Raw genomic sequence first — 22,175 nt, 5'->3', positions numbered from 1 at the left:
GGCTTTTTCGCGCCTACTGCTCCACGGCCTACTGCTCCACAAGCGGAAGGTGCACCAGGGTGCGTTGTCCGTTTTGCACCATGAAACCGCGGCCCGGGGGGAATTCGTGGCGCTTGACCCGCGGGAACGGCACCTTGAACAGCGAGTCCCCGTCGTAGGCGTCGGGCTTGAGCGCGATGCCGTGGCGGTTGGACTTCAGCTCGCCGAGCAGCCCGAAGCTGGAGGAGAACGAGTTGATATCCCCATCGGCAATCAGGAAATGATCCGAGCGGTTGATGGCCTTGAGCAGTTCCTTCATCGGACGCTCCGCATCCGAATCGGCGAACTCGGTGAAGTTCTCCACGACAAACACCATCTTGCCCGGCATGGAGTCGTCGGAGACCAGATCCAGCATGTCCTTGGCGAACTGCCGGGTCTCGGCCGGGCCCGAAGCGGTGCCATTCCACTGCCGCCAGCCGCGCAGCTCGGCGCGCCGGCCGCCGAGGTGGAAGAACTGGGTGGCCGGGTTGGCGCGTTCCAGCGCGGTGACCATGGCGCGCATCGCGTTGGTCTTCCCGCTCTGCGGCGGCCCGGCGATGACGAAGGTGCCGATGGGCTCGAAACCGCATGGGCCGAGGGTGGTATCGGACAGGCCGATGGCCGGCAGCCCGTTGACCGTGTCGGGCAGCGCCGCCGCCGCGAATTCCTGGGGGAGGGTTTCGACCCCGGCCGCCTGCGGGGCACCGGTTGCCGCGAGCTCCTGGGCCCAGCTGGTGGTCAGCGCCGTCTGCTCGGCCACATTGGCGGTGCCGCCGAGCACCGCGATCTGCGCCTCGTGGCCCTTGATGATGGCGCGGCCGGGCACGCTGCGCTCATTGAGCACGTCCTTGGCCACGCCCAGCACGTTGTAGGCCTGCTCGTCGGCCATGCGCAGCACCACGCGCTGGGTGATGTTCGCGCTGAGCGCGGTGGGCACCGCGCCGAAGCGGTCGGCGGTGGCGATGACGTGGATGCCCAGCGGGCGGCCCTCGCCGACGATGCGCATGAACACCTGGTAGAACTCGCCGCGGCCGTGGCCCAGCTCCCAGTCGTTGCGGAACTGGCCGAAGCCGTCGATCAGCAGGAAGATGCGCGGCTCGGACAGGTTGCCGGTCACCTGGCGGTACTCGCTCAGCGAGGCGGCGTTCGCGGCCGCATAGCGGGCCGAACGCTCATCGAGGTGCTCGGCCAGGATGCGGAAGACGCGCTGGATGCGTTCCACATCATCGCCTCCGATCACCGCGCCCAGATGCGGCAGCGGTTCAAGCGAACGCAGCGAGCTGGTCCCGAAGTCCAGCGCGTACACCGCCGCGGTGCCGGCCGCCGGGTTGGCTCCCGCAGCGATCGCGATGCTGCGAAGCGCCGCGGACTTGCCCGCGCCGGAGGTGCCGTAGACCAGCAGGTGGCCGTCGGTGTCGGGTTCGAACCAGGCGGTTTCCTGGGCCTGGTGCTCGGGGATGTCGGCCAGCGCCAGCGGGATCCGGCTGTCCGAATCCGGGGCGAGCTCGCGCAAATCCACGGTGGCCGAGAGGTCATCGAGCCATGGCCGGCGCGGGGCCGGGATCCCGGCGCCGTTCGAGGCGGCGATGAAGCTGGAGACCAGGCGCTTCTGGTCGTTCGGGCCGCTGTTCTCCTCGATGTCCGGCGAGCCGGATTCGGGCTGCTCCCAGACGCGCGCCCCGCCGAAGCGCAGGTCCTCCACGCGCACTTCGGCGGCTTCGGGCTCGTCGGTGGTCCAGCCGCCGGCATAGCCGGACTGGAAGGGCACCAGCCGTCCCGGGCCGGTCTTGGCGATGCCGCGCCCGGGCAGCGACGGGTCGAAGCCAGCGGCGATGGGGTCCTCCACCACGTCATTGGAGTCCGCGGCATCGGCCATGCGCAACGCCACGCGCAGGTTGGTGTTGGCGCGCAAATTGTCCTTGATCACCCCGGCAGGGCGCTGGGTGGCCAAGATCAGGTGGATGCCCAGGGAGCGGCCGCGCTGGGCGATGTCCACCACGCCGTCCACGAATTCCGGAACCTCTCCGGCCAGGGCGGCGAACTCGTCGACCACCAGCACCAGGGCCGGCGGGGTTTCCGGGTCCTGGCGCTTTTCCAGTTCCAGCAGGTCCTTGGCCTTCTTGCGGTGGAAGAGCTTCTCGCGGTGGTGCAGCTCGGCGCGCAGGCTGGTCAGCGCGCGGCGAACCAGATGCGGGGAGAGGTCGGTGACCAGCCCGACGCAGTGCGGCAGCTCCACGCAGTCGGCGAAGGCCGAGCCGCCCTTGTAGTCCACGAACAGGAAGGTCACCCGGTCGGGGCTGTATTCGGCGGCCATTGCCAGCACCCAGGCCTGCAGGAATTCGGACTTGCCCGAGCCGGTGGTGCCGCCCACCAGGGCGTGCGGGCCCTGGGTGCGCAGATCCAGGCTCATCGCATCCGGGGTGCCCTGGCCGATGTAGGCGCGCAGGGTTCCGGCGCGCTTGAGCCGTGGCCGGGCGCCGGTGGCGGCGCGGTCGATCACCGAGTTGTTCTGCTTCCAGCGCTCCAGCACCGCATCCGGGGATTCGGCCAGTTCCGGGCCCAGGATGCGCAGCAGCGACACCGAATCCGGGATGTCCGAGGAATCCGGGACCAGCGAGCTGGAGTCCACGATCGGGGCCAGCCGGCGGGCGAAATGCTCGGCGTGCTCGCGCGAGACCCCCTCCACCGACACCTTGCTGGCTTCCTCGCCGGCACGCACCCAGCCCACGCGGGCATCATCCAGACCCCGGGAGACGTCCACGAAGGTGCGGCAGGCCGCGGGCAGCGACTGCACGGTGGGGGCCACGAAGATCGTGTAGATGCCCACGGCCGGCCCGCGCTCGATGATCTGCGAGAGCCGGGCGCGGTCCACCGGGGCATCATTGGTCACGAACAGCACCAGCGAAAGGTCCTTGGCTGTGGGCACGCCGGTTCCCTGCTCGCCGGCTTCCCTGCCCAGCTCCATGGAGGTGTGCCGGGTGGCCAGCGGGCCCAGCCGGTAGGAGGACGGGTCGTTGCGCCGGGCGATGAGCTCTTCCAGGGCGTTGAGCAGCACCGTGCCGGAGGTCTGCGTATCGGCCAGCGCCACCTGGGCCAGCGGGGAGCGCGGACCGGTGGTGTGCGGCAGCCACTTGAACCATTCAAGGTCTTCGGTCCAGGCCGGGTCGATGATCGCGGCGGTGCACAGGTCGTTGGGCGCATGCAGGCCGAACAGCTGCACCGCCAGCGCGCGCAGGGCATCGGCGGACTGCAGCCGGGGCCCGGCAATGCCGATGGCGCCGGCCGAGGGCAGCAGCTCGATGATCGGCACATCCTCGATCATCCGGTATTGCGCGGTGAGCTCCTCGACCCGTTCCACGTATTCCTGCAACCCGGTCCGATCGGCCAGCTCGGCGACCGTGGTGCGGCTGCGCGCGGTTCCCGAACCCAGGCGCAGCGAGAGGAAGTTCCAGTGCTCCGGGCGCCGGGTCCACAGCAGCGGGCCCAGGGATTCGGCCTGCTCGAAGACGGTCGCGGTGGCCGGTGCCTCGTTGCGCCGGTGCGCGCGTTCGCTTTCCTCCCCGGCCAGCAGGGCATCTTCCAGCGCTTCGAATTGCCGTTCGAAGGTCTCGATTTCCAGGCGCAGCTTGTTGTTGTTCTGGGTGCGCTGGCCGATCAGGTTGCCCAGCATCATCAGCGGCGAGATCAGCACCACGATCAGCGACAGCGCGCGCTGGGTGAGCGAGAAAATCGTCAGTCCCATGATCAGCGGCGCGAAGATCATCGGCCAGGGGAAGAGCTTGGGGCTGGCTTCCTGAGGAATCGCCGGGCGCGGCAGTTCCTCGCCCGGGTAGCGGATCTCCACCCGCGGCGAGCGGTTGAAGAGGATCGAACCGCCCTTCTCATAGACCGGGGTATGGCCGGTCGCGGTCCCGGGCAGCAGCTCGAAGTAGACATCCGTGGCGCCCAGGGTGATCAGCTGGCCCGGGATCACCGAGACGCGCTGGGCCAGCCCGCCATCGACCAGGATGCCGTTGGCGGAGTTCAGGTCCACCAGCTCGATCTTGCTTCCCACCTCGATGCGCGCATGCCGGGTGGAGACCATGCGGTCATTGAGCACCACGGTGGCCTTCTCCGAACGCCCCACATAGGAGGTGCCGGCGGGCAGCGCGTAGGCCATGCCCGCATCCGGGCCGTTGGCCACGCGCAGCACCGCGGCCGCCGAACCTCCCGAGACGAAGGCATCGGTCGTCGGCACGACCTCGATGGTGAAGCCCGAACCCAGTTCCGCCTCGGCCAGCGGGGTGTGCGGATCCAGTTGCACCGGTGCGGTGCCGGCAGCGGCAGCCAGCAGCGTGGGATACTCGGGAACCTGCTCCCCGGCCAGCGCCCGGGCGGCGTCTCCCACGGTGGCGGTGGCATCGCAGGTCAAGACCACATCGATGGTGCTGGTGTCCGGGCGCCTGAGCGTGGCCTTGATTTTCACTTCGCGGTCTCCTGGAAGGTAATGCGGAAGGTGCGGCTGCCCACCTGGACGACATCCCCGTCATTCAGATGCAGGCGGACATTGGGTGGTGCATTGCGCGGGGCGCGGGAGGAGGCGGTGACCTGCGTGCCGTTGCTGGAACCCAGATCCATGATCCAGGCATTCGCCCCGTCGCAGCCGAAGGCCAAATGCGTCTTGGACAGCAGCCTTTCCGGGTCCTTCAGCGCGACCAGCAGCTCGTTGCCGGACTCTTCCGTGGCCTGGGGCGCACGCCCGATCAGCCCGGATTCGGGCACAGGAAGATAGGACCCGTCGTCAAAGGCGAAGGCTGCGCGGCGGACGGTTCCCGGTCCCGGTTCCGCTGGCGAATGCCAGTCGCTGTTCTGCGCCCCGATGATGCCCGCGGTGGACCGACGACGCGAGGGCACGGCGGCCTCATCCGGGTCGGCGTCCTCGACGGACGTGCCCAGCGACGGCAGATGCTCGGAAATATCCCGGTCCGGGCGGGAGAGCAGGTATTCGGCACGGGCCAGCGCCCGCGGGTTGGTGGGGTCCAATCCATTGCGCACATCGACCACGTAGGTCTGGGCGATCTTGTCCAGCCAGCTGCGGTGGTGTTCCCGGTCGAAGAGGCAGGAGAGCAGCATCAGCGCCGGGCCGATGAACGGGAGGAGATGGCTGAGCAGGAAGGCAAAAGACGCGGCCATGGCGCGGGGGAAACCCGGCGCGGCAAAGCGACCCAGCCCGGTGGCGCGCAGGCGCATCGCGGACTTGCCGGGCGAAGAGCCTTTGCGGCTGTTCATCGTGAGCAAGACAATCAGGTAGACCAGCAGCAGCAGGGCGCTGACCGCAGACAGGACCAGCGGAACGGTGGAGTACTGCCCGGTCACCCGAAAAATCACGTAGCCGATGCCGGCGGGCAGCAATGCGGCCAGCGAGATGGCGTAGTCGATGAGGTACGACCAGATGCGCAGGCGTGCTCCGGCCGGCCGCATTCCGAGGGTGGAGGATTTGGCGAGGGCTGCAGCTGCGACGACGTCCATGGGACCTTTCTACTTCAATTCAATGCCGGCCTGCCACGGGGAGTTCTCCCCATTGAACGGAGACCATCTGCCACATTAGTCTAGACTGTGAACGAACTAAAGTGGCCCGGCAAGAGGGCCAGTCGACAAGTTGAGGAGCATTGTTATGACTGATTTCAAGGCCAATTATGGCGAGATGGAAGCCATGGCATCGAAGCTTGACACCGGGCGTGAAGACCTGGATGGCGTACTGGAGCAGCTGCAGTCCGGCGTGGACAAGCTGCTGGGCGAAGACTTCACCACCGAGCACGCTTCGGGTCAGTTCGGCGAAGGCTACAAGGATCTGAACGATGGGTTGAAGAAGGCTTTCGACGGCATCAATGACATGGCCATCGCGCTGCGCGACATGATGGAGCAGATCCAGGACACCGACCGTTCCATGGCCGGCAAGTAGGCCCATTTTCTTACGGGGTAATGTGGCCGCCTTGGGAAATTGCGGGCGGCCACATTTTTCTTGCACCGCCTGATCCTTGAATACCGAATTGTCCTTCAGCGTCGTCGCTGGATACCTGAGGAGTCGTTTGCACTATGGCCGATGAGATCTATTTGGCGCGCCTGGAAGAAATCGTGACGGAGCTAGGCAACAGCATTAAGGATTTCGAGAATGCGTCTGACTTCACCAAGGGCATGGCCGGCTCGGTGGGAGACCCGATGGGCAAGGGCGACCTGAAAGACCGGGTCAAGGACTTCGAAGACAACTGGAACGATACCCGCGATGACCTCCTCAAGAATCTTGAAGGAGTGCATACCGGCTTGAAAGACATCAAGGACGGATTTGAAGAGTGGGATCTGGAAACGAAGAAGGCCTTCTTGAATTCGCGCGCTTCCGATGCCCCCAAAGAAGCTAAGTAAACGGAGAGAGTTGACGATATGACCTTGGAATCGCCGAAGGGTACACCCCTGCAGCTCATAGACGGAAATCCTGATGACCTGCTCCGGAGCGCCAAGGACTTGATCACCTCGGGCGAGGAGATGGAACGCTCTGCGGCCAGGCTGGAAGACATCAGCAATGGGACGTCGGATCTGAAGTCTGAAGCTATCGCCAAGCTACGCGAGAACGCTGGAGAAGTATTCCCCGAGTTGCGCAAGGCGGCCATCCGATACGACGGCACGGGCCAGGCCCTGAAGAAATATTCGTATGCTTTGGACCGGGTCCAAGGCGCGTTCCAAATGTGCACCGCTGAAGGCGGAGTGGATTCGTACACGACCTTGAACGCGCTGATCACGGACATCGAGGATGCGCACCAGAGCGTGCAAACCAAGAAAAGCCAAGAAGACACCGCCGAAGGCGCGGTAGATGATGCCGACGGATTCCTCGGCTTCAGCGAAGGGACCGACGAGGAAAAAGCGGAAGCCAAAAGCAACCTGACAGAAGCAACCGCTGCGCGCGAAGAAGCCGAAGAAGAACTGCGTGAGCTGTGGGGCAAATTCGACGGTCGCGTTTCCTATTGGGAAGACGCCTACGATGAGGCAGTCGGCGAAATCGAAGATGCCTTCAAAGCCGCGGACAACGATGACAAGTTCCTCTCCACCCTGGGTTCGGTTCTAGGTTGGATTGCCCTGGGCGTGGGCATTGCGGCCTTATTCATCACTTCGCCGGTATGGGGACCGATCGCATCAGCCATTGCGGTGATCGCAGCCGTTGCCGTGGTGGCAATCGAGGTCATCAAGATGGTCCAAGGTGATGGCGACTGGACCAGCTTGCTGATAGCGGTTGTCGGAATTATCCCGTTCGGCCGTTTTGCTGGAAAAGCCTTCTCCGGCTTAAGCAAGGCATTCCCGTCGGGGATCAAGGCAGGGTCAAAAGCGGGACCTCGGAACATCATCAAGGCCTTCAGCAAAACCCGTTCCAGCACGGGGCGCGGCATTGTCAGGTCTTCCATCAAGTCGGGCACCAAGCGCCCACCGAAAACTACGATCCGTGGAAACCGCCAGACCAAAGCCAAGATCCGGCGCAACAACCGCAAGATCGAGCAAAAGTACCAGCAGAGCGTCTCCGGCAAGACCAAAAAGTATTTGGATGGCTTTAACAAGGAGTTCAAAGGCGACTGGAAGACATACGTGAAGTACATCTCGGAGGGAAGCGCAACAAAGCATCGCGAGATGGCTGCGTACATACTGAAGAACCCTGAGGGCATGGGTCCTCAGGCCAGGGCCTGGGCGGAAAAGATTGCGAAGCACGGGAACTGGGAAGACCGGGGCAACGTCATAGTGACCGCGCCTCCTAGCCTCTGGGACTTGACGCGCGAGAAGTAGCTTCGGCGCGGAGCAATCCGTAAAGTGAACATCCGAGCCACACATTGAATTTGCGGGAGAAACGATGAGCGCAACACCACCAGCGTCGAAGGCGCGTCCCCGAGGTATCGGATACAGCTTGCTGTATCCGGCAGGTTGGCGCGAATTCAACACCAGTGTTGAGCATGAGCAGGCCTTGACGAAACTGGTGACTGCTGAGCCCAAGGCACTTGGACGCGCAGACCTGGTATTGATGCTTCGGCGGCAAATGCACCAGACGTTCGAGTACTTGAGGCGCCGCGGATCACTTGGCTTCGCAATGCCGGTAGAGAAGCTTGCCGAGGGGGGAATGCCGGTTTCCGTGATCATGACCCCACTCAAGGTGGGATCCTCCGGCACTCTGCTGGATGTTGCGCGAAAGGCCGCAGGCGGCAACCAGATCGAAATCGAAGACGCCGACGGAGCAGACTGGTATCTCTGGTCTTCTGCGGAGCAAGCCGCCGAGTCCCCAGAGCTCAAGAACAATGGCTTGAACATGGTTGTTCCTCGTCCGTTGCCAGATGGAACCATCGATCCGGATCCAAAAGCCGGATTGTGGCTGCTTTATTCCTACGCGCACGTTGAGTCGGAGAATGGTGAGGCATTCTCCGAAGGATTGAGGTCGTTGGGCTTGTCGATACTGGGAACTTTCAAGTGGGTGCCAATTCAGTGACAACATACGAGATTGAACCGGATCTGGAATTTTGGATTCCGGTACCTCGCTCATTTCCTGAAGATGGTTGGGATACGGCAGAGCAATGGGCGCAGGACCTTGCGGAATCAGCCATCCCGGACGATCTTGAGCTGCGGAAGGTCTATGAGCAGCTGGCTATGGAAGTGGCGAACAACCAGATAGCAGAAGCCGAGCATACACTCTGGTATTCGCCCGAAGATGGACACGCATTGGGCACTGCCCATTTGATAGTCCTGGATGACGACCCCGCGCTGAGCTTGGAGGAACTGGCCAAGCCGGACTACGAATCGGCGGCACCGGTCCAGATGAGCGAGTACCACTCGGAGTCACTTGGACAGATCATCCAATTGGCGTCTGTCATCGCGCTGGATGGGCAGCAGGAAGGAAACGGATCAGCAGTGTTGCCGGCCATCGGGCATGTCAGAACCGTAGCGCGGGGACATGGACTGCTCTTCCTGCTTGAGGCGTTCGACTCCGACCTCTCGACTTTGAATTTCATGATGGACCCGATGATCGATCTTTTCGATGCGGTGTCTTTCGGCAACGTTGACCATGAAAGCGAATTAGGTACCGTTTGAAGACTTCTAGATCCAGATTGCCCGAGCACAATGAGTTTGTGGCGTCCTCGTTGTATTTCTATCCGCGGATCGACAAGGGATTCGGCCTATTGATGATTGGAGCGATCCTCTTATTGATGGGCATCTACCTGATCGCCAACGACTTGCCGGAAACCTCAAGCTATCTTGCTCAAATCGTCCTTCAGGGTGTCCCCACCGTAGTGGGCTCCATCCTGCTGATCTTCGCTGCCGTCGCGCTTCTCAGCGCTTTGAAGGGTGCCGGAAGAAAAGCGGCCGAAGCCATCGACCTCAAGGTCAAGGCCAGTGGCCTAACTGTTCGTGGCGGGCACAAGATCGCTTGGGCTTCGGTTGCCTCGGTCACGGGCGTCGAGCACGTCAACAATGCGAAGGTGCAAGTCCTATGGGATCGAGCGGACCTCAATCGGACATTGGAGATTTATTTACACGAACCCTTGGAAGGCCCGCGAGGAAAATTCAAGGAAGGAAAGCCCTATGTTCAGGTGTCCCTACGCCACTATCCTGCCGTAGAGTACCGCGCCCTTTATGAAAAGATAATGGACCAATTCGAGAAACGTGGCATCCCTCTCGCATTCGAGGCTAAACCTACTCAATTCTGATTCAAGCGGCTACGCCAAATGACGTGCAAGAGGCGCCGCCTCCCCGGGAATTCATGCGGGGTGGCGGCGCCTCTATTCGTGTACGCCCAGTATGGGTATTTGCTTCCGGGGCTAATGTCCACTGGAAGAGAAGGTTCAACTCCTATTTGGAGCAACTGCGTCGCTGAAAGGCGGGGTGGGAAGGAAGCCGGAGACAAGACCACGCACTGTGGAACATGAATCACATGAGCGGCATGCTTGCCGGCGGTAAGCCAGCAGGCGGAGGTGAAGCCAGTTCCGCCAGATTTGTTCCATTGTCAATCGACGGGGATGACTATTAGCCGGAAGCTCCCTGGTCTTGGCGACTAGATGATTAATTCCTATTGATGGCCCCGCGTTCTCAATGATCATACGCAACCAAGGATCGCTTGCGCGGGGCATTGACCTTCCAGCTATGCCAGATCCCGGCCGCCATGGCTAGCAGCTTGGATGCGACCCTGGCCATCACCCCTTCCAGGGTCCGTGCCCCGTGGCGTTCCAGACCGAGCTGGCCTCTGAGGGTGTCGAAAACCGACTCGACCCACTGGCGGATCCCGCCGAAGTCCCCGAAGCGGGGGCTTTTCGTCCTTCCGGTCCGGGCGCACCAGATGCGCCCTGAGGCCATGGGTGATGAACGCTTCGAATTCCCTGCCGGCAAATCCCCTGTCTGCCAAGATCACTTGCCCGTCGGCGACCAGGTCGCTGCTGGCATCGAGCATTGCGGTGATCGCTTCGCGTTCGCCGATCTTCGGGTTGGCCAGTCCCCAGACGACCGGCACGCCCTCCGGCGTGCAGACCAGGTAGAGCCGGAATCCCCAGAAAAACCTGGAATGCGAGGCACAGTACCCGTAGCCTGCCTGCCCGGCCAGGTCCGAGCGTTTGGCCGTTTCGCGCGACTGGCCGCAGGGTACCGGGGTTGAATCCAGCAGCCGCAGCACATCGCTCCAGGTGGGAATGTCCTTGGCGAGAACAGTGAGGGTGTGGGAGATCAGCGGGGCGGCGGCACGGATGCGCTTGTTGTATCCGGATTGCTGGGGAATGTGGGGGAAGATGTCTTTCAGGTGGGTGCGGGCGTAGCGGATCCACCTGGTTTCGGAGCAGTCCCCGTGCAGCAGGTGCTGTGCCTCGGCCAGGCAGAGCAGTTCCGCGTCGGTAAGCAGTTAGCAGCGGCCACGCCGCTGCTTGGTAGGCATGGTCGGGATGACATGGTCTGTGATGAACACGTAGAGTGTTGTCAGGAGAGTGTTTAGGTTTTTGTTCACACCATAATTCTTAACACTCTCCACCAAGCTTTAAAAGCCCCTGACCAGAATTTTTGTTCTGTTCAGGGGGGTTTGCTTTAGGTCAGGCGCATTAGGACTTATTCATCTAGACGTAGGGACTGATCCCCACCTTGTGCGCATTATCTGGCTGGCATCCAATCCCGCCTTGTCGCGCATGGCGACTGGCCGCTCTTCGACCGGACCTCCGGCGCTAAGCGCGCCTGCCCGTTACAGCGCGCGTCCCGGGGTGAGGATTCCGGCCGGGTCCAGTGCGGCCTTGACCGCCAGCTGCGCCGCACGGGTCGGCTCGTCCAGCTGCCAGGACAGCTCGTGCTGCTTGACCTTGCCGATGCCGTGCTCCCCGGTGATGGTGCCGCCCAGCGAGAGGGCAAGCCGGGTGATCTCATCGATGACCTTTTCGGCGGCCGCATGCCCTTCGGGGGTGTCCTCCGCGTCCACCGTCGGGTGCAGGTTGCCGTCCCCGGCGTGCGCCACCACGGAGATCATCCGCCCGGTGCGCTGGGCAATCTCGTCGATCCCGCGGAACACCGCGGCCAGCTCGCCCACCGGAACCCCCACATCGCAGGAGACCCGCAGCCCGTGGGCGCTGAGCGCCGGATTGGCCAACCGCCGCGCTTCCAACAGCGAGTCGCCCTCGCCGATCAGCACGTCCGCTGCGCCGAAGCTGCGGCATAGTGCGGCGACCGACTGCGCGGCCTGCAGCGCATGGCGGCCGGTGAACTGGCCGATCAGCAGCGCCTGCCCGTCCACCGGCAGCCCGGAAGGGTGGAAGGCCTCGATGACCTGGACGCTGTGCGCGTCGAGCAGTTCGAGCACCTCCGGAAGGTACTCGCCGTTGACGATGGCGCTCACCGCACGTCCGGCGTCCTCGACGGTGCGGAAGCCAGCGCGGAAGGTCTGCGCGGTGCCCTCGGGCACCGGCTTGAGCCGTACCGTGGCCTCGGTGATGACCCCGAGGGTGCCCTCCGATCCGACGAACAGGCTGGTCAGGTCCAGGCCGACAACGTTCTTCCGGGTGCGTGCCCCGGTGTGCACGACACGGCCATCTGCCAGCACCACGGTCAGTGCCGCGACCGAGTCGCGGGTGACCCCGTGGTTCAGGCAGCGCAGCCCTCCGGCATTGGTGGCGATGTTGCCGCCCACGGTGGAGATCCGCGCACTGGCAGGATCTGGCGGGAAGAACAGGCCGTGTCCCCGAGCCGCCTCGTCGAGGTCCGAGTTGATGACCCCGGCCTGCACCACGGCCAGGCGGTTCACCGCGTCGATGTCAACGATCCGGTTCAGCCGTACCAGGCTGATGACCAGCCCGCCCGGGTAGCCAGCCGCACCGCCGGAGAGCCCGGTCCCAGCCCCGCGCACCGAGACCGTCACGCCGTGGCGGTGCGCCCAGGCCAGCGCCTGCGAGACTTCGTCGGTGGATTCGGGGAAGACGGCCGCTGCCGGGCGCCCCTCGGGCTGGTAGCGCGACTGGTCGCGGGCCACGCGGTCCAATTCATCCGCTGCGGTGCTCAGCCGGGGACCGAAGACGGCGGCCAGTTCATCGAGCGGCAGGGTCGGTGCTGCGTGCTGGGTCATGGGTGCTCCTTTGCATGCGCGGTCCGGCAGGGGAGCCGCTGGGTGATTCCCGTTACACACTTTATATTATAAAATCTGAGGGTCAACCCGCGAGTGAAAGCAGGAACCATGACGGCAAGCCAAGCGCAAGCGGAAAGCAAGCGCGGCCGGAGCAAGGCCGATCTGGCCTACGACTATTTGCGCGAACAGGTGCTGGGAGGCACGCTGGCACCGCGCCAGCGGGTGCTGGCCGGGCCTATTGCCGCACAGCTTGAGATCAGCGCCGTGCCGGTGCGCGAGGCAATCCACCGGCTGGCCGCCGAGGGCCTGCTGCAGATTGAGCGCAACGTCGGCGCGCGGGTCGCCGAAATCGACGAGCTCGCCTACCGCGAGGGCATGGAGGCGTTGGCGGTGCTCGACGGGTCGGCTACAGCGCTGGCCGCGCTGGCAGTGGGTGGCGCCGCGCTTGATCGGGCGGAACAGATCAATGAGCAGCTCGCAGGTCTGTTGGGGGACTTCGACCCGGCCGAATACACCCGGCTGAACACCAAGTTCCACGCGGTGCTGCATGCCGGGTGCCCGAACGCGCGGCTGCGAGAGCTGGTCGAGGCAGAATGGCGCAAGTTCTCCGCATTGCATGCGGCGGAGCGTGCGGTGGATGCGGAGCGGGCGCAGGCCGCTGTGGATGAGCACCGCGAACTGCTGCGGCTGATCCGCGACGGCGCGCCCGCAGCCCGCATCGAACAGGCCGTCCGCGACCACGTGCTGTCCTCGTTGCATGCGCGCACCGGATTCGTCAGCCAGCTGCGCTAACGCCGTAGCCCGGTGGCTGTTCCTTAACTGGAAAGCCGGGCCCGGTACGTCGAACTCGACGTACCGGGCCCGGCTTGTGCCGTACGGCTACTTCTTCAGGTGGTCCACCAGCTGCGAAGCGATGCCATTGTAGGTGCCCGGGGTCAGGGACTGCAGGCGGGCTTCAGCATCGGCCGACAGGCCCAGCTCGCCAACGAATTCCTTCAGGCGGGCTGCATCCACGCGGTGGCCGCGGGTCAGGTCCTTCAGGCGCTCGTACGGGTTGTCCATGCCCTCGACACCGGCGATGGCCTCGGCGCGCATGACCATCTGGATGGCCTCGGCGAGGACCTCCCAGTTGTGGTCCAGATCCTCGGCCAGCACGGCCTCGGCAACATCCAGGCGGTCAAGGCCCTTGGCGACGTTGGAGATCGCCAGCACCGAGTGCCCGATGGCGGTGCCGATGTTGCGCTGCGAGGAGGAGTCGGTGAGGTCGCGCTGCCAGCGGCTGGTGACCAGGGTGGAACCCAGGGTGTTCAGCAGGCCGTTGGAGATCTCCAGGTTCGCTTCTGCATTCTCGAAGCGGATGGGGTTGACCTTGTGCGGCATGGTCGAGGAGCCGGTGGCACCTGCCACTGGGATCTGCGCGAAGTAGCCGATGGAGATGTAGCTCCAGACATCGGTGCACAGGTTGTGCAGGATGCTGTTGAATCGGGCGATGTCTGCGTAGACCTCTGCCTGCCAGTCGTGGGATTCGATCTGGGTGGTCAGCGGGTTCCAGGTCAGGCCCAGGTGCTCGACGAAGTCCTTGGCAACCTTCTGCCAGTCGGCAGTTGGAACCGAAGCATAGTGGGCCGCATAGGTGCCGGTGGCACCATTGATCTTGCCCAGGTACTCGGTCTTCTCGACACGGTCCAGCTGGCGGGTCAGGCGCCATGCCAGCACTGCCAGTTCCTTGCCCAGGGTAGTCGGGGTGGCTGGCTGGCCGTGGGTGCGCGAGAGCATCGGCACGTCGCGGGAATCCTCGGCCATCTTGGACAGCTGGGCCACCAGGTCGCGGGCTGCTGGAAGCCATACCTGCTGCACGCCGCCCTGGACGCCCAGCGCGTAGGACAGGTTGTTGATGTCCTCGGAGGTGCAGCCGAAATGCACCAGCGGCTTGAGGTTGCCGATGCCAATTGCTTCCAGGCGGTTGGCGATGTAGTACTCCACTGCCTTAACGTCGTGAACGGTGACAGCTTCGATCTCTGCCAGTTCCTTCACCGAGTCAGCATTGAAATCGGTGACGATCTTGCGCAGTGCCGCCTTCTGGTCCGCAGTAAGCGGGGAGGTGCCTGGAAGAACGGAGTTGTCGGTCAAATGGATCAGCCATTCAACTTCGACGTGAACGCGGTCGCGGTTCAAAGCCGCTTCGGAAAGGTAGTCGACCAGTGGTGCCACGGCGCTGCGGTAGCGTCCGTCGAGGGCAGTCAAAGCCAGTGGTTCATTAGCAAGGGAAGTGCGCGCAATCTCAGCCATGCTCATATTCTTCCATCCCCGGCGCTACATCACATCTTTTACACCGTTCTTGTTTCCACAACTGGGCCCAAATCCTGCTGGCACCGAATCGCGGCTGTCCATGATGGTGGACAAATTCTTAAGGATGCGGAGCAGGAAAATGATGTTTCAAGCGACGCTGCTGACGGTGGCGAGCCAACTCGATGACGCACGGAAAACCACTCAATTCGCCATCGCGCAGTTGGGGTCAATCCATTCATTGACTTGGAATTCCAAGGCAGGCAAGGCGTTTTTGGAGAATGTCGACGAGTTGAGCCGCCGGCTGGAAATGCTCAACAGCGAGCTGGGCGACGCGGAGGAGTACGTAGGGGTAGCCATGCGGGAGATCCAGAACCTCGAAGCACAAATCATGAACCAGCGAATGGCCTCGTAGCCATGGGATATGAAGTCAATTACAGCTCGTTGGATTACGCCGAGGCAGGGGAGATCTGCCAGCGGGTTGCCAACGATATCGATGGCATATCCGAGGTACTGCTCAAAGCCGCGCAGGCAGCTGATAGCTGCCAGCGCGACCTGGATCTGCAGTGCATGGTGTCAGGCATCGGTGCCAGGGGGTATAACGTCGGGCTGTTGGGCGACTTGATCAGGGACGCCTATCAGCAGTCCAGAGAGGTGCAAATTACAGCGTTCGATCTGACCGCAAAAGTCTCCGAAGCCATGCGGAACTATGAAGTTGCCGAGTCCGCTGCTGAACGTATGGTGCTAGCCAGCACGGGAGCCGTGCTGGTGGGAGACTTCATTTCCGAGACCCGCGACAACGGCTGGCGTCCGCCTCTGGAAAGCATGGAAATATTCCTGCGCTTGATGTTCTCGTACCTGCCGCGCTGGCCCTTTGGATCGAACCTGACGCTGACCGAGCAGATCGAAGGTGCAGCCAAGGATCTGTCGGGCTTTATCCGGCGGCTGGGAGCAGATCGCAATACCGAAATACAGCTCACTGGGCAGGATCCAACGCAAACGGTTGAAGTCGATGGAAAGATGCAAAGCTATTTCCAGTTGCACCAAATGCTGGAAGGCGAAGGGACGGAGAATAACGGGAAGATCATGATCGTGAAGGCTGACGAGGATACGTACATTGCGATCTTCCCGGGTACACAGAATGACTCGGAAGTTCCTTCGCCTTTTGGCCCGGAAGGCATCGCCGACGGGTTCGGGGTGGAATCCGAGAACTTCGCGAAACCGCTTGATGAGGCACTGGAGATCAGCGGAGCGAAAGAGGGCGATGAGCTCATCCTTTCGGGGTATTCGCAAGGGGGCATTCATGTGGCCCAGCTGTCGAAGAACAAGTTCTTGAAGCACAAGTACAAGCTGAATAAAGTCCTGACCCTTGGATCGCCCATCGGCACGATTGACCTGCCAGAAGACGTACGCAGCCTGTCGGTTGAAGACCAGAAGGATATGGTGCCGGGTACCGATGGCGGGCCCAACCCCGGCAAGGGGGAGCATTACACGACCACCTTCCCGGGCCCGCGGGAGCACATGGAGGACATCTTGCCCGACGATGGCATCTTTGGCGCTCCGCATAACCTCAAGAATTACGGTGACCACCTTCTGGAACTCGATGAGAATCCGAAGCTGGAAATCAGGGAGCATCTGGAGAAGTACTACCTCCCCGAACCACTGGTGAAAATCCGCATGTTCAAGCTGGAGCGGAAGCCGAAAGAACCTCGGCCCATCACGGAAGAGGAGAAGCGTCGGCTCAATCATGTGGCGCCGCCCCATTAAGATGCCCAAAGCTGCAGCGCGCTATCCAATGCCAGTATCTTCCGACGCCACAGTAAAAGGCAGCGGAAACGGGGAGATGACCGGGCCGGCCAATTGGGAACTAGCCAAAGAAGACGGCACCTGCCGGTTGCCGTCTTCTTTCAGCCGAGAGCGGTAGTCCGCTTAGTCGCTATCGCTCTTGACGAATAGTCCGAGGACCGCCGAGACAATGGAGATGATGATCGTGCCGGCGATGGCATCCCACCAGAACTGCTCGATGACCAGTTCGATGGGCGTGAAGGTCGTCAGCCATGACGTCAGCAAGAGCATCAGGGCATTGATCACGATTGTGAACAGGCCCAGGGTGAGGCAGGTGATCGGCAAGGAGAAAAGCTTGACGATTGGACGGACCAAGGCGTTGACCAAGCCGAAGATGACTGCAACGACCAGATAGGCGATGACCGTGCTCATGGTGCCTTCGCCTGCCGCGACGATCTTGAGACCGGGCACCACCCAAACGGCGGCGGCGAGGGCAAGCGCATTGACGATGACTCGAATCAGAAAGCTCATGGCTTAACTTTGGCACAGAAATCTGGGATTCGGATGAACCTCGGATATCGCTAAACCCATAGTGAGGACTAGGCTTTGAGGTATGACTGAGAACCCGGTGACCCAAGATCAGGTGCAGCCACGCTCTGTAGTTGCACGTTTGCCAAAATACGCTGCGGGCAAGCCGCCTGCTCCAGTTGAAGGCGTCCAAGCTTACAAGCTGTCATCGAACGAGATTCCCTTTGGCCCGTTGGACGCTGTGCATCAGGCAGTCGTCGAGCAGGACAGCCTGAATCGCTACCCAGACCCGCTATCGACCAAGCTTCGCATGGCCCTCGCCGATTATTTGGACGTGCCGGCTGAAGATATCGTGACCGGCGCCGGTTCACTCGGCGCGCTGGTGCAAATCCTGAATACCTTCGCGGGCCAGAACGAGGACGGCATCCAGGATGAAGTCATCTATGCGTGGCGTTCCTTCGAGGCCTACCCGATTCTCGTGCAGACCGCCGGTGCGCTGCCGGTGGAGATTCCACTGCTGGAAGATGGGCGCCACGATCTGGAATCCATGATCGCCGCGGTGAACGAGAACACCTCAGTGATCTTGCTGTGCACCCCGAATAACCCGACCGGACCGGTACTCACCCAGGCCGAGGTCGATGATTTCCTGGCACGCGTTCCGAAGAACGTGCTGGTGGTCCTGGATGAGGCCTACATCGAGTTCGTCCGTGATGAGAAATCGGTGGATGGCATTCACACCTACAACGAGAACGAAAATGTCGTTCTGCTGCGCACCTTCTCGAAGGCCCACGGCCTGGCGAATCTCCGGGTCGGCTACTCGGTGGCCCATCCGCAGATCACCGAGAACATCCGCGTGGTCGCCACCCCGTTTGCCGTCTCCAGCGTGGCCGAGGATGCCGCGGTCGCTTCGCTGGCTAATATCGACCTGGTGCTTGAGCGTGTCGAGGGGCTGGTGGCCGAACGCGAACGAGTGGCGGCGGCCTTGGCCGAGATGGGCTGGAAGATTCCTTCCACCCAGGCGAACTTCGTCTGGCTGCCGCTGGGAGAAAAGACCGGCCAGTTTGTCGAGCGGGCCAACGCCGTGGCGTTGTCTGTGCGCGGCTTCTCGAACGAGGGAGTGCGGGTCTCCATCGGCGAAGTTGAGGCAAACGATCGCTTTATTGAGCTGTGCAAGGAATCACTCGACCTGGCATAGGGGTAACGGGCGCTGATTTCTCGCGTTTTAGCGGTCAAAGCCTATAGGCTTAGGAACTGGACAAGCCGTATATGTCCCATGCGGAATGTATTCCGTGTGGGGCATATTTATGACCGAAGGATGATAAATGACGCGAGCTGCGACCGAGGCGACGGAGCCGGATCTGATTCAGATCCTGACTCCGGACGGCCAGCGTCAGTCCCATGAAACGTACGATGCGTATCTGGGCGACGTTGATGATGACATGCTTCGCGGTTTCTACCGCGACATGGCATTGACGCGTCGATTCGACCAAGAGGCCACAGCTTTGCAGCGCCAGGGGCAGTTGTGCCTCTGGGTCCCGCTGCGCGGGCAGGAAGCCGCGCAGATCGGTTCCGGCCGCGCCACCCGCCGAAGCGACTACATCTTCCCCACCTACCGCGAGCACGGCGTAGCGCTGACCCGTGACGTCTCCTTCTCGGAAATGCTGCGCTTGTTCCGCGGCATCTCCGGCGGCGGCTGGGATCCCCGGGAAAACAACTTCCACATGTACACCATGGTGCTGGCCGCGCAGATGCCGCATGCCGCCGGCTACGGCATGGCGTTGAACATGGAGCAGCGCGGATGGGATGAAGCCCGCCGTGCCAAGGAAGGCAATGCTGTTGTCGCCTACTTCGGCGATGGCTCCTCCACCGAGGGCGAAACCCACGAATCCATGGTCTTCGCCAGCTCCTTCAATGCACCGGTGGTCTACTTCTGCCAGAACAACCAGTGGGCGATCTCCGTGCCTTTCGAGGTCCAGTCCAAGGTGCCTCTGGTCAACCGAGCCGCTGGCTACGGCATGCCCGGAGTCCGCGTCGACGGCAACGACGTGCTGGCAGTCTTGGCCGTCACCCGCTGGGCGCTGGAACACGCACGCAGCGGCAAGGGCCCGGTCCTCATCGAAGCCGTCACCTACCGTCTCGGAGCGCACACGACCGCCGATGATCCGACCAAATACCGCATGAGCGAAGAAGAAGCCCAGTGGGCTCCGAAGGATCCGCTGATTCGCCTGGAAACCTACCTGCGCGATAACAACCTGGTTGATGACACCTTCTTCGAGCAGCTGTCCGCCGACGCCGACGCAATGGCTGCCAAGGTCCGCGAGGACGCCATGGCCTTCCCAGTCCCGCCGCTGGCCAAATCGTTCGAGCAGGTCTACGCCGAAGCGCATCCGCTGATCCAGGAAGAACTGGCCTGGCATCTGGAATACGAAGCAGGATTCGCCGATGCGGCTGAGGGAGAGCACTAAATGACCACCACGATGACCCTGGCCAAGGCCATTACCAGCGGCCTGGACAAGGTGCTTGAAACCAACGACAAGTCCTTGCTGATGGGCGAGGACATCGGACGCCTCGGCGGCGTATACCGGATTACCGACGGGCTGATCGACAAGTACGGCGAGCACCGCGTCATCGACTCGCCGCTGGGCGAGGCAGGCATCGTCGGCACCGCCGTGGGCATGGCCCTGCGCGGCTTCAGCCCGCTGGTGGAAATCCAGTTCGACGGCTTCGTCTTCCCTGCCTTCAGCCAGATCACCACCCAGCTGGCCAAGATGCACGCCCGCTCCGAAGGCCGGCTGACCACTCCGGTGGTCATCCGCATCCCGTACGGCGGCGGCATCGGCTCCATCGAGCACCACTCCGAATCCCCGGAAGCGCTGTTCGCCCACACCGCTGGCCTTCGCATCATCACTCCGTCCAACGCGCATGACGCCTACTGGATGATCCAGCAGGCAGCCAGCTGCCAAGATCCGGTGATCTTCTTCGAGCCCAAGCGCCGCTACTGGCTCAAGGGAGAAGTGGACACCGGGACCCCGGCCCTGGATGCGTTCAAGGCGCAGGTGGTCCGTCCGGGCACCGACGCGACCATCGTGGCCTACGGCCCGCTGGTGCCGATCGCCCTGGCCGCCGCGGATGCCGCGTTGGAAGACGGACGCTCCATCGAGGTCATCGACCTGCGTTCGCTCTCGCCGATCGACTTCGACACCATCACCGAATCGGTGCAGAAGACCGGGCGGCTGATTGTCACCCACGAAGCGCCGACCTTCGGCGGCCTGGGTGGCGAAATCGCCGCCCGCATCACCGAGCGCGCCTTCCTCTCGCTGGAAGCCCCGGTGCTGCGCGTGGGCGGATTCCACATGCCGTACCCGATTTCCAAGGTGGAATCCCAGTACCTGCCGGATATCGACAAGTTGCTTGAAGCCCTCGACCGGTCCTTCGCTTACTGAGCGGAATCCAAGGAGTAGAAATGACAGTCTTTAATCTCCCCGATGTGGGCGAAGGGTTGACCGAAGCGGATATCGCTTCCTGGAAGGTCAAAGTAGGGGACACCGTTGAGGTCAACCAGATCTTCGTCGAGATCGAAACCGCCAAGTCGCTGGTCGAGCTGCCCTGCCCCTTCGCGGGGGTGGTCACCGCATTGCACGCGGATGAAGGCGACACCGTGCTGGTGGACAACCCGCTGATCACCATCGACGAGGAAGGCGGCAAGCCGGCCCCGACCGGCACCCCGGAACCAGCCGAGGCGCTGGCCACCGCAGCGCCGCAGGCCAGCGAGGAACCCGGCCCTCTGGTCGGTTCGGGCCCGACCGCTGATTCCTCCGTGCGCCGCAAGCGCACCAGCCGCCCCGCACCTTCGGCAGCCGGTGCCCGCACCGCAGCGGTCCGTGCCTCCGGCTCCGCTTTGGCCGAGACCATCTCGCGCCGCGCGCAGTCCCTGGGTACCGCCGTGACTCGCGAAGTGGATCGCCGCAAGCCGGCAATGGCGAACTTCGTGGACCGCGTGCTGGCCAAGCCGCCGGTACGCCGGCTGGCCAAGGAGCTGGGAATCGACATCAACGATGTGGTGGGCACCGGCACCCAGGGCGAAATTACCCGCGAAGATGTCAACAGCTACCAGGCCCAGCGCGAAGCCGAGCACGCGGCGGCACCAACCTACTGGGCCCACGGCCAGCTGGCCGACGCCCGCGTCGAACGCACTCCGGTGCGTGGCGTGCGCAAAGCCACCGCGAAGGCCATGGTGGACTCCGCGTTCACCGCACCGCATGTCTCGATCTTCGTGGACGTGGATGCCAGCCGCACCATGGAATACGTAGCACGGCTGAAGAAGTCCCGCGACTTCGAAGGCATCAAGGTCTCTCCTCTGCTGGTGCTGGCCCGGGCCGTGATCTGGGCTGCCGCCCGCAACCCTTCGGTGAACGCCAGCTGGGTGGAGACCGAGAACGGCGCAGAGATCCACCAGAAGCGCTTCATGAACCTGGGCATCGCCGCTGCCACCCCGCGCGGCCTGCTGGTGCCGAATATCAAGGACGCACAGAACCTGAACATGAAGGAACTGGCCATCGCCCTGAACGAGCTGGCCACGACCGCGCGTGCCGGCAAGACCCGCCCGGAGGACATGCGCGACGGTTCGCTGAGCATCACCAATATCGGTGCGCTGGGCATCGACACCGGTACGCCGATCATCAACCCTGGCGAGGTGGCCATCGTCGCCTTCGGCACGATCCGCCAGAAGCCGTGGGTTGTCGACGGCGAAGTGGTCCCGCGCTGGATCACCACCCTAGGCGGATCCTTCGACCACCGCGTGGTTGACGGCGACCTCTCGGCCCGCTTCATGGCCGATGTGGCATCGATCCTGCAGGAACCAGCCATGCTGCTGGACTGAGCTGCGGATAACAGCACCCCGGAGAGAACTTCTGAAAAAAGTTCTCTCCGGGGTGTCACAGTTTAAGCTCCGGTTTCGACGTACTTTTGAAGG

General features: G+C 62.9%; 18 protein-coding genes and 1 pseudogene. 13 read left to right on the top strand and 6 right to left on the bottom strand.

Going from position 1 to position 22,175, the window contains the following annotated elements:
- Positions 1–28 precede the first annotated feature (28 nt).
- Both ATK23_RS11150 and ATK23_RS11145 read right to left on the bottom strand, forming a co-directional pair.
- Entirely contained in the window at positions 29–4,483 is a 4,455-nt protein-coding gene (locus ATK23_RS11150) for a type VII secretion EssC family protein (protein ID WP_066141897.1), read from the bottom strand.
- Positions 4,480–5,526 (bottom strand): RDD family protein, encoded by a 1,047-nt coding sequence (locus ATK23_RS11145; RefSeq protein ID WP_066141894.1) that lies wholly within the window; start codon positions 5,524–5,526, stop codon positions 4,480–4,482. Before ATK23_RS11145 ends, ATK23_RS11150 begins: the two co-directional genes overlap by 4 nt.
- Positions 5,527–5,671: 145 nt before the next feature.
- Here ATK23_RS11145 and ATK23_RS11140 point away from each other — a divergent pair, with 145 nt between their 5' ends.
- The 6 genes from ATK23_RS11140 (at position 5,672) to ATK23_RS11115 (ending at position 9,728) form a co-directional block, all read left to right on the top strand.
- Positions 5,672–5,959, top strand: coding sequence for a WXG100 family type VII secretion target (locus tag ATK23_RS11140; RefSeq protein WP_066141890.1), 288 nt, complete (start codon positions 5,672–5,674; stop codon positions 5,957–5,959).
- 134 nt (positions 5,960–6,093) lie between these two features.
- Positions 6,094–6,417 carry a hypothetical protein gene (locus ATK23_RS11135; protein ID WP_066141888.1) on the top strand — a complete coding sequence of 108 codons (324 nt, stop codon included), beginning with the start codon at positions 6,094–6,096 and terminating at the stop codon, positions 6,415–6,417.
- An 18-nt stretch (positions 6,418–6,435) separates the two neighbouring features.
- Positions 6,436–7,821 (top strand): hypothetical protein, encoded by a 1,386-nt coding sequence (locus ATK23_RS11130; RefSeq protein WP_066141883.1) that lies wholly within the window; start codon positions 6,436–6,438, stop codon positions 7,819–7,821.
- Positions 7,822–7,885: 64 nt separating this feature from the next.
- The gene (locus ATK23_RS11125) at positions 7,886–8,512 is read left to right on the top strand and encodes a hypothetical protein (RefSeq protein ID WP_157066396.1); all 627 of its coding nucleotides are present in this window, start codon (positions 7,886–7,888) and stop codon (positions 8,510–8,512) included.
- Positions 8,494–9,111 carry a hypothetical protein gene (locus tag ATK23_RS11120; protein ID WP_066141873.1) on the top strand — a complete coding sequence of 206 codons (618 nt, stop codon included), beginning with the start codon at positions 8,494–8,496 and terminating at the stop codon, positions 9,109–9,111. The genes ATK23_RS11125 and ATK23_RS11120 overlap by 19 nt, the downstream gene beginning before the upstream one ends.
- Positions 9,112–9,128: 17 nt before the next feature.
- The gene (locus ATK23_RS11115) at positions 9,129–9,728 is read left to right on the top strand and encodes a hypothetical protein (protein ID WP_100339271.1); all 600 of its coding nucleotides are present in this window, start codon (positions 9,129–9,131) and stop codon (positions 9,726–9,728) included.
- 379 nt (positions 9,729–10,107) lie between these two features.
- Here ATK23_RS11115 and ATK23_RS11110 read toward each other — a convergent pair.
- A pseudogene (locus ATK23_RS11110) lies at positions 10,108–11,008 on the bottom strand (IS982 family transposase).
- 228 nt (positions 11,009–11,236) lie between these two features.
- A complete protein-coding gene (locus ATK23_RS11105) occupies positions 11,237–12,604 on the bottom strand; it encodes an FAD-binding oxidoreductase (protein WP_066141866.1) in 1,368 nt (455 codons plus the stop codon).
- 108 nt (positions 12,605–12,712) lie between these two features.
- Between ATK23_RS11105 and ATK23_RS11100 the strand changes: the two genes are divergently transcribed.
- Positions 12,713–13,396: a GntR family transcriptional regulator gene (locus ATK23_RS11100; RefSeq protein WP_066141862.1), complete on the top strand. Its 684-nt coding sequence runs from the start codon at positions 12,713–12,715 to the stop codon at positions 13,394–13,396.
- 87 nt (positions 13,397–13,483) lie between these two features.
- Here ATK23_RS11100 and purB read toward each other — a convergent pair whose 3' ends face one another.
- Positions 13,484–14,893 carry an adenylosuccinate lyase gene (gene purB, locus ATK23_RS11095; protein ID WP_066141859.1) on the bottom strand — a complete coding sequence of 470 codons (1,410 nt, stop codon included), beginning with the start codon at positions 14,891–14,893 and terminating at the stop codon, positions 13,484–13,486.
- Between purB and ATK23_RS11090 the strand changes: the two genes are divergently transcribed.
- Both ATK23_RS11090 and ATK23_RS11085 read left to right on the top strand, forming a co-directional pair.
- A complete protein-coding gene (locus tag ATK23_RS11090; protein ID WP_066141856.1) occupies positions 14,892–15,305 on the top strand; it encodes a hypothetical protein in 414 nt (137 codons plus the stop codon). The two genes, purB and ATK23_RS11090, sit on opposite strands and share 2 nt — an antisense overlap.
- Before the next feature lie 2 nt (positions 15,306–15,307).
- The gene (locus ATK23_RS11085; protein ID WP_066141853.1) at positions 15,308–16,657 is read left to right on the top strand and encodes a hypothetical protein; all 1,350 of its coding nucleotides are present in this window, start codon (positions 15,308–15,310) and stop codon (positions 16,655–16,657) included.
- Between the two features lie 162 nt (positions 16,658–16,819).
- Here the strand turns inward: ATK23_RS11085 and ATK23_RS11080 are convergent, their stop codons facing one another.
- Entirely contained in the window at positions 16,820–17,206 is a 387-nt protein-coding gene (locus tag ATK23_RS11080; RefSeq protein WP_066141850.1) for a phage holin family protein, read from the bottom strand.
- A gap of 82 nt (positions 17,207–17,288) precedes the next feature.
- Between ATK23_RS11080 and ATK23_RS11075 the strand changes: the two genes are divergently transcribed.
- The 4 genes from ATK23_RS11075 to ATK23_RS11060 all read left to right on the top strand — a co-directional run bounded on the left by ATK23_RS11075 (position 17,289) and on the right by ATK23_RS11060 (position 22,082).
- Positions 17,289–18,398: a histidinol-phosphate transaminase gene (locus ATK23_RS11075; RefSeq protein WP_052254042.1), complete on the top strand. Its 1,110-nt coding sequence runs from the start codon at positions 17,289–17,291 to the stop codon at positions 18,396–18,398.
- Positions 18,399–18,525: 127 nt separating this feature from the next.
- Positions 18,526–19,668, top strand: coding sequence for a pyruvate dehydrogenase (acetyl-transferring) E1 component subunit alpha (gene pdhA, locus ATK23_RS11070; protein WP_038993236.1), 1,143 nt, complete (start codon positions 18,526–18,528; stop codon positions 19,666–19,668).
- Positions 19,669–20,646 (top strand): alpha-ketoacid dehydrogenase subunit beta, encoded by a 978-nt coding sequence (locus ATK23_RS11065; protein ID WP_038993237.1) that lies wholly within the window; start codon positions 19,669–19,671, stop codon positions 20,644–20,646.
- A gap of 20 nt (positions 20,647–20,666) precedes the next feature.
- Complete coding sequence (locus ATK23_RS11060; protein WP_038993239.1) at positions 20,667–22,082, top strand: dihydrolipoamide acetyltransferase family protein; 1,416 nt, start codon at positions 20,667–20,669, stop codon at positions 22,080–22,082.
- The last annotated feature ends 93 nt before the right edge of the window (positions 22,083–22,175 follow it).

Source organism: Glutamicibacter nicotianae (assembly GCF_002797775.1).
GTDB lineage: Bacteria > Actinomycetota > Actinomycetes > Actinomycetales > Micrococcaceae > Glutamicibacter > Glutamicibacter nicotianae.
The sequence above is the reverse complement of the archived record's forward strand: the minus strand, read 5'-3'. Positions and strand labels throughout refer to the sequence as shown.

Bases quoted from the DNA above. Each gene is read 5' to 3' on its own strand.
- ATK23_RS11145 (WP_066141894.1), bottom strand. From the start codon at position 5,526: ATGGACGTCGTCGCAGCTGCAGCCCTCGCCAAATCCTCCACCCTCGGA.
- ATK23_RS11140 (WP_066141890.1), top strand. From the start codon at position 5,672: ATGACTGATTTCAAGGCCAATTATGGCGAGATGGAAGCCATGGCATCG.
- ATK23_RS11135 (WP_066141888.1), top strand. From the start codon at position 6,094: ATGGCCGATGAGATCTATTTGGCGCGCCTGGAAGAAATCGTGACGGAG.
- ATK23_RS11130 (WP_066141883.1), top strand. From the start codon at position 6,436: ATGACCTTGGAATCGCCGAAGGGTACACCCCTGCAGCTCATAGACGGA.
- ATK23_RS11125 (WP_157066396.1), top strand. From the start codon at position 7,886: ATGAGCGCAACACCACCAGCGTCGAAGGCGCGTCCCCGAGGTATCGGA.
- ATK23_RS11105 (WP_066141866.1), bottom strand. From the start codon at position 12,604: ATGACCCAGCACGCAGCACCGACCCTGCCGCTCGATGAACTGGCCGCC.
- ATK23_RS11100 (WP_066141862.1), top strand. From the start codon at position 12,713: ATGACGGCAAGCCAAGCGCAAGCGGAAAGCAAGCGCGGCCGGAGCAAG.
- ATK23_RS11090 (WP_066141856.1), top strand. From the start codon at position 14,892: ATGCTCATATTCTTCCATCCCCGGCGCTACATCACATCTTTTACACCG.
- purB (WP_066141859.1), bottom strand. From the start codon at position 14,893: ATGGCTGAGATTGCGCGCACTTCCCTTGCTAATGAACCACTGGCTTTG.
- ATK23_RS11085 (WP_066141853.1), top strand. From the start codon at position 15,308: ATGGGATATGAAGTCAATTACAGCTCGTTGGATTACGCCGAGGCAGGG.
- ATK23_RS11080 (WP_066141850.1), bottom strand. From the start codon at position 17,206: ATGAGCTTTCTGATTCGAGTCATCGTCAATGCGCTTGCCCTCGCCGCC.
- ATK23_RS11075 (WP_052254042.1), top strand. From the start codon at position 17,289: ATGACTGAGAACCCGGTGACCCAAGATCAGGTGCAGCCACGCTCTGTA.
- pdhA (WP_038993236.1), top strand. From the start codon at position 18,526: ATGACGCGAGCTGCGACCGAGGCGACGGAGCCGGATCTGATTCAGATC.
- ATK23_RS11065 (WP_038993237.1), top strand. From the start codon at position 19,669: ATGACCACCACGATGACCCTGGCCAAGGCCATTACCAGCGGCCTGGAC.
- ATK23_RS11060 (WP_038993239.1), top strand. From the start codon at position 20,667: ATGACAGTCTTTAATCTCCCCGATGTGGGCGAAGGGTTGACCGAAGCG.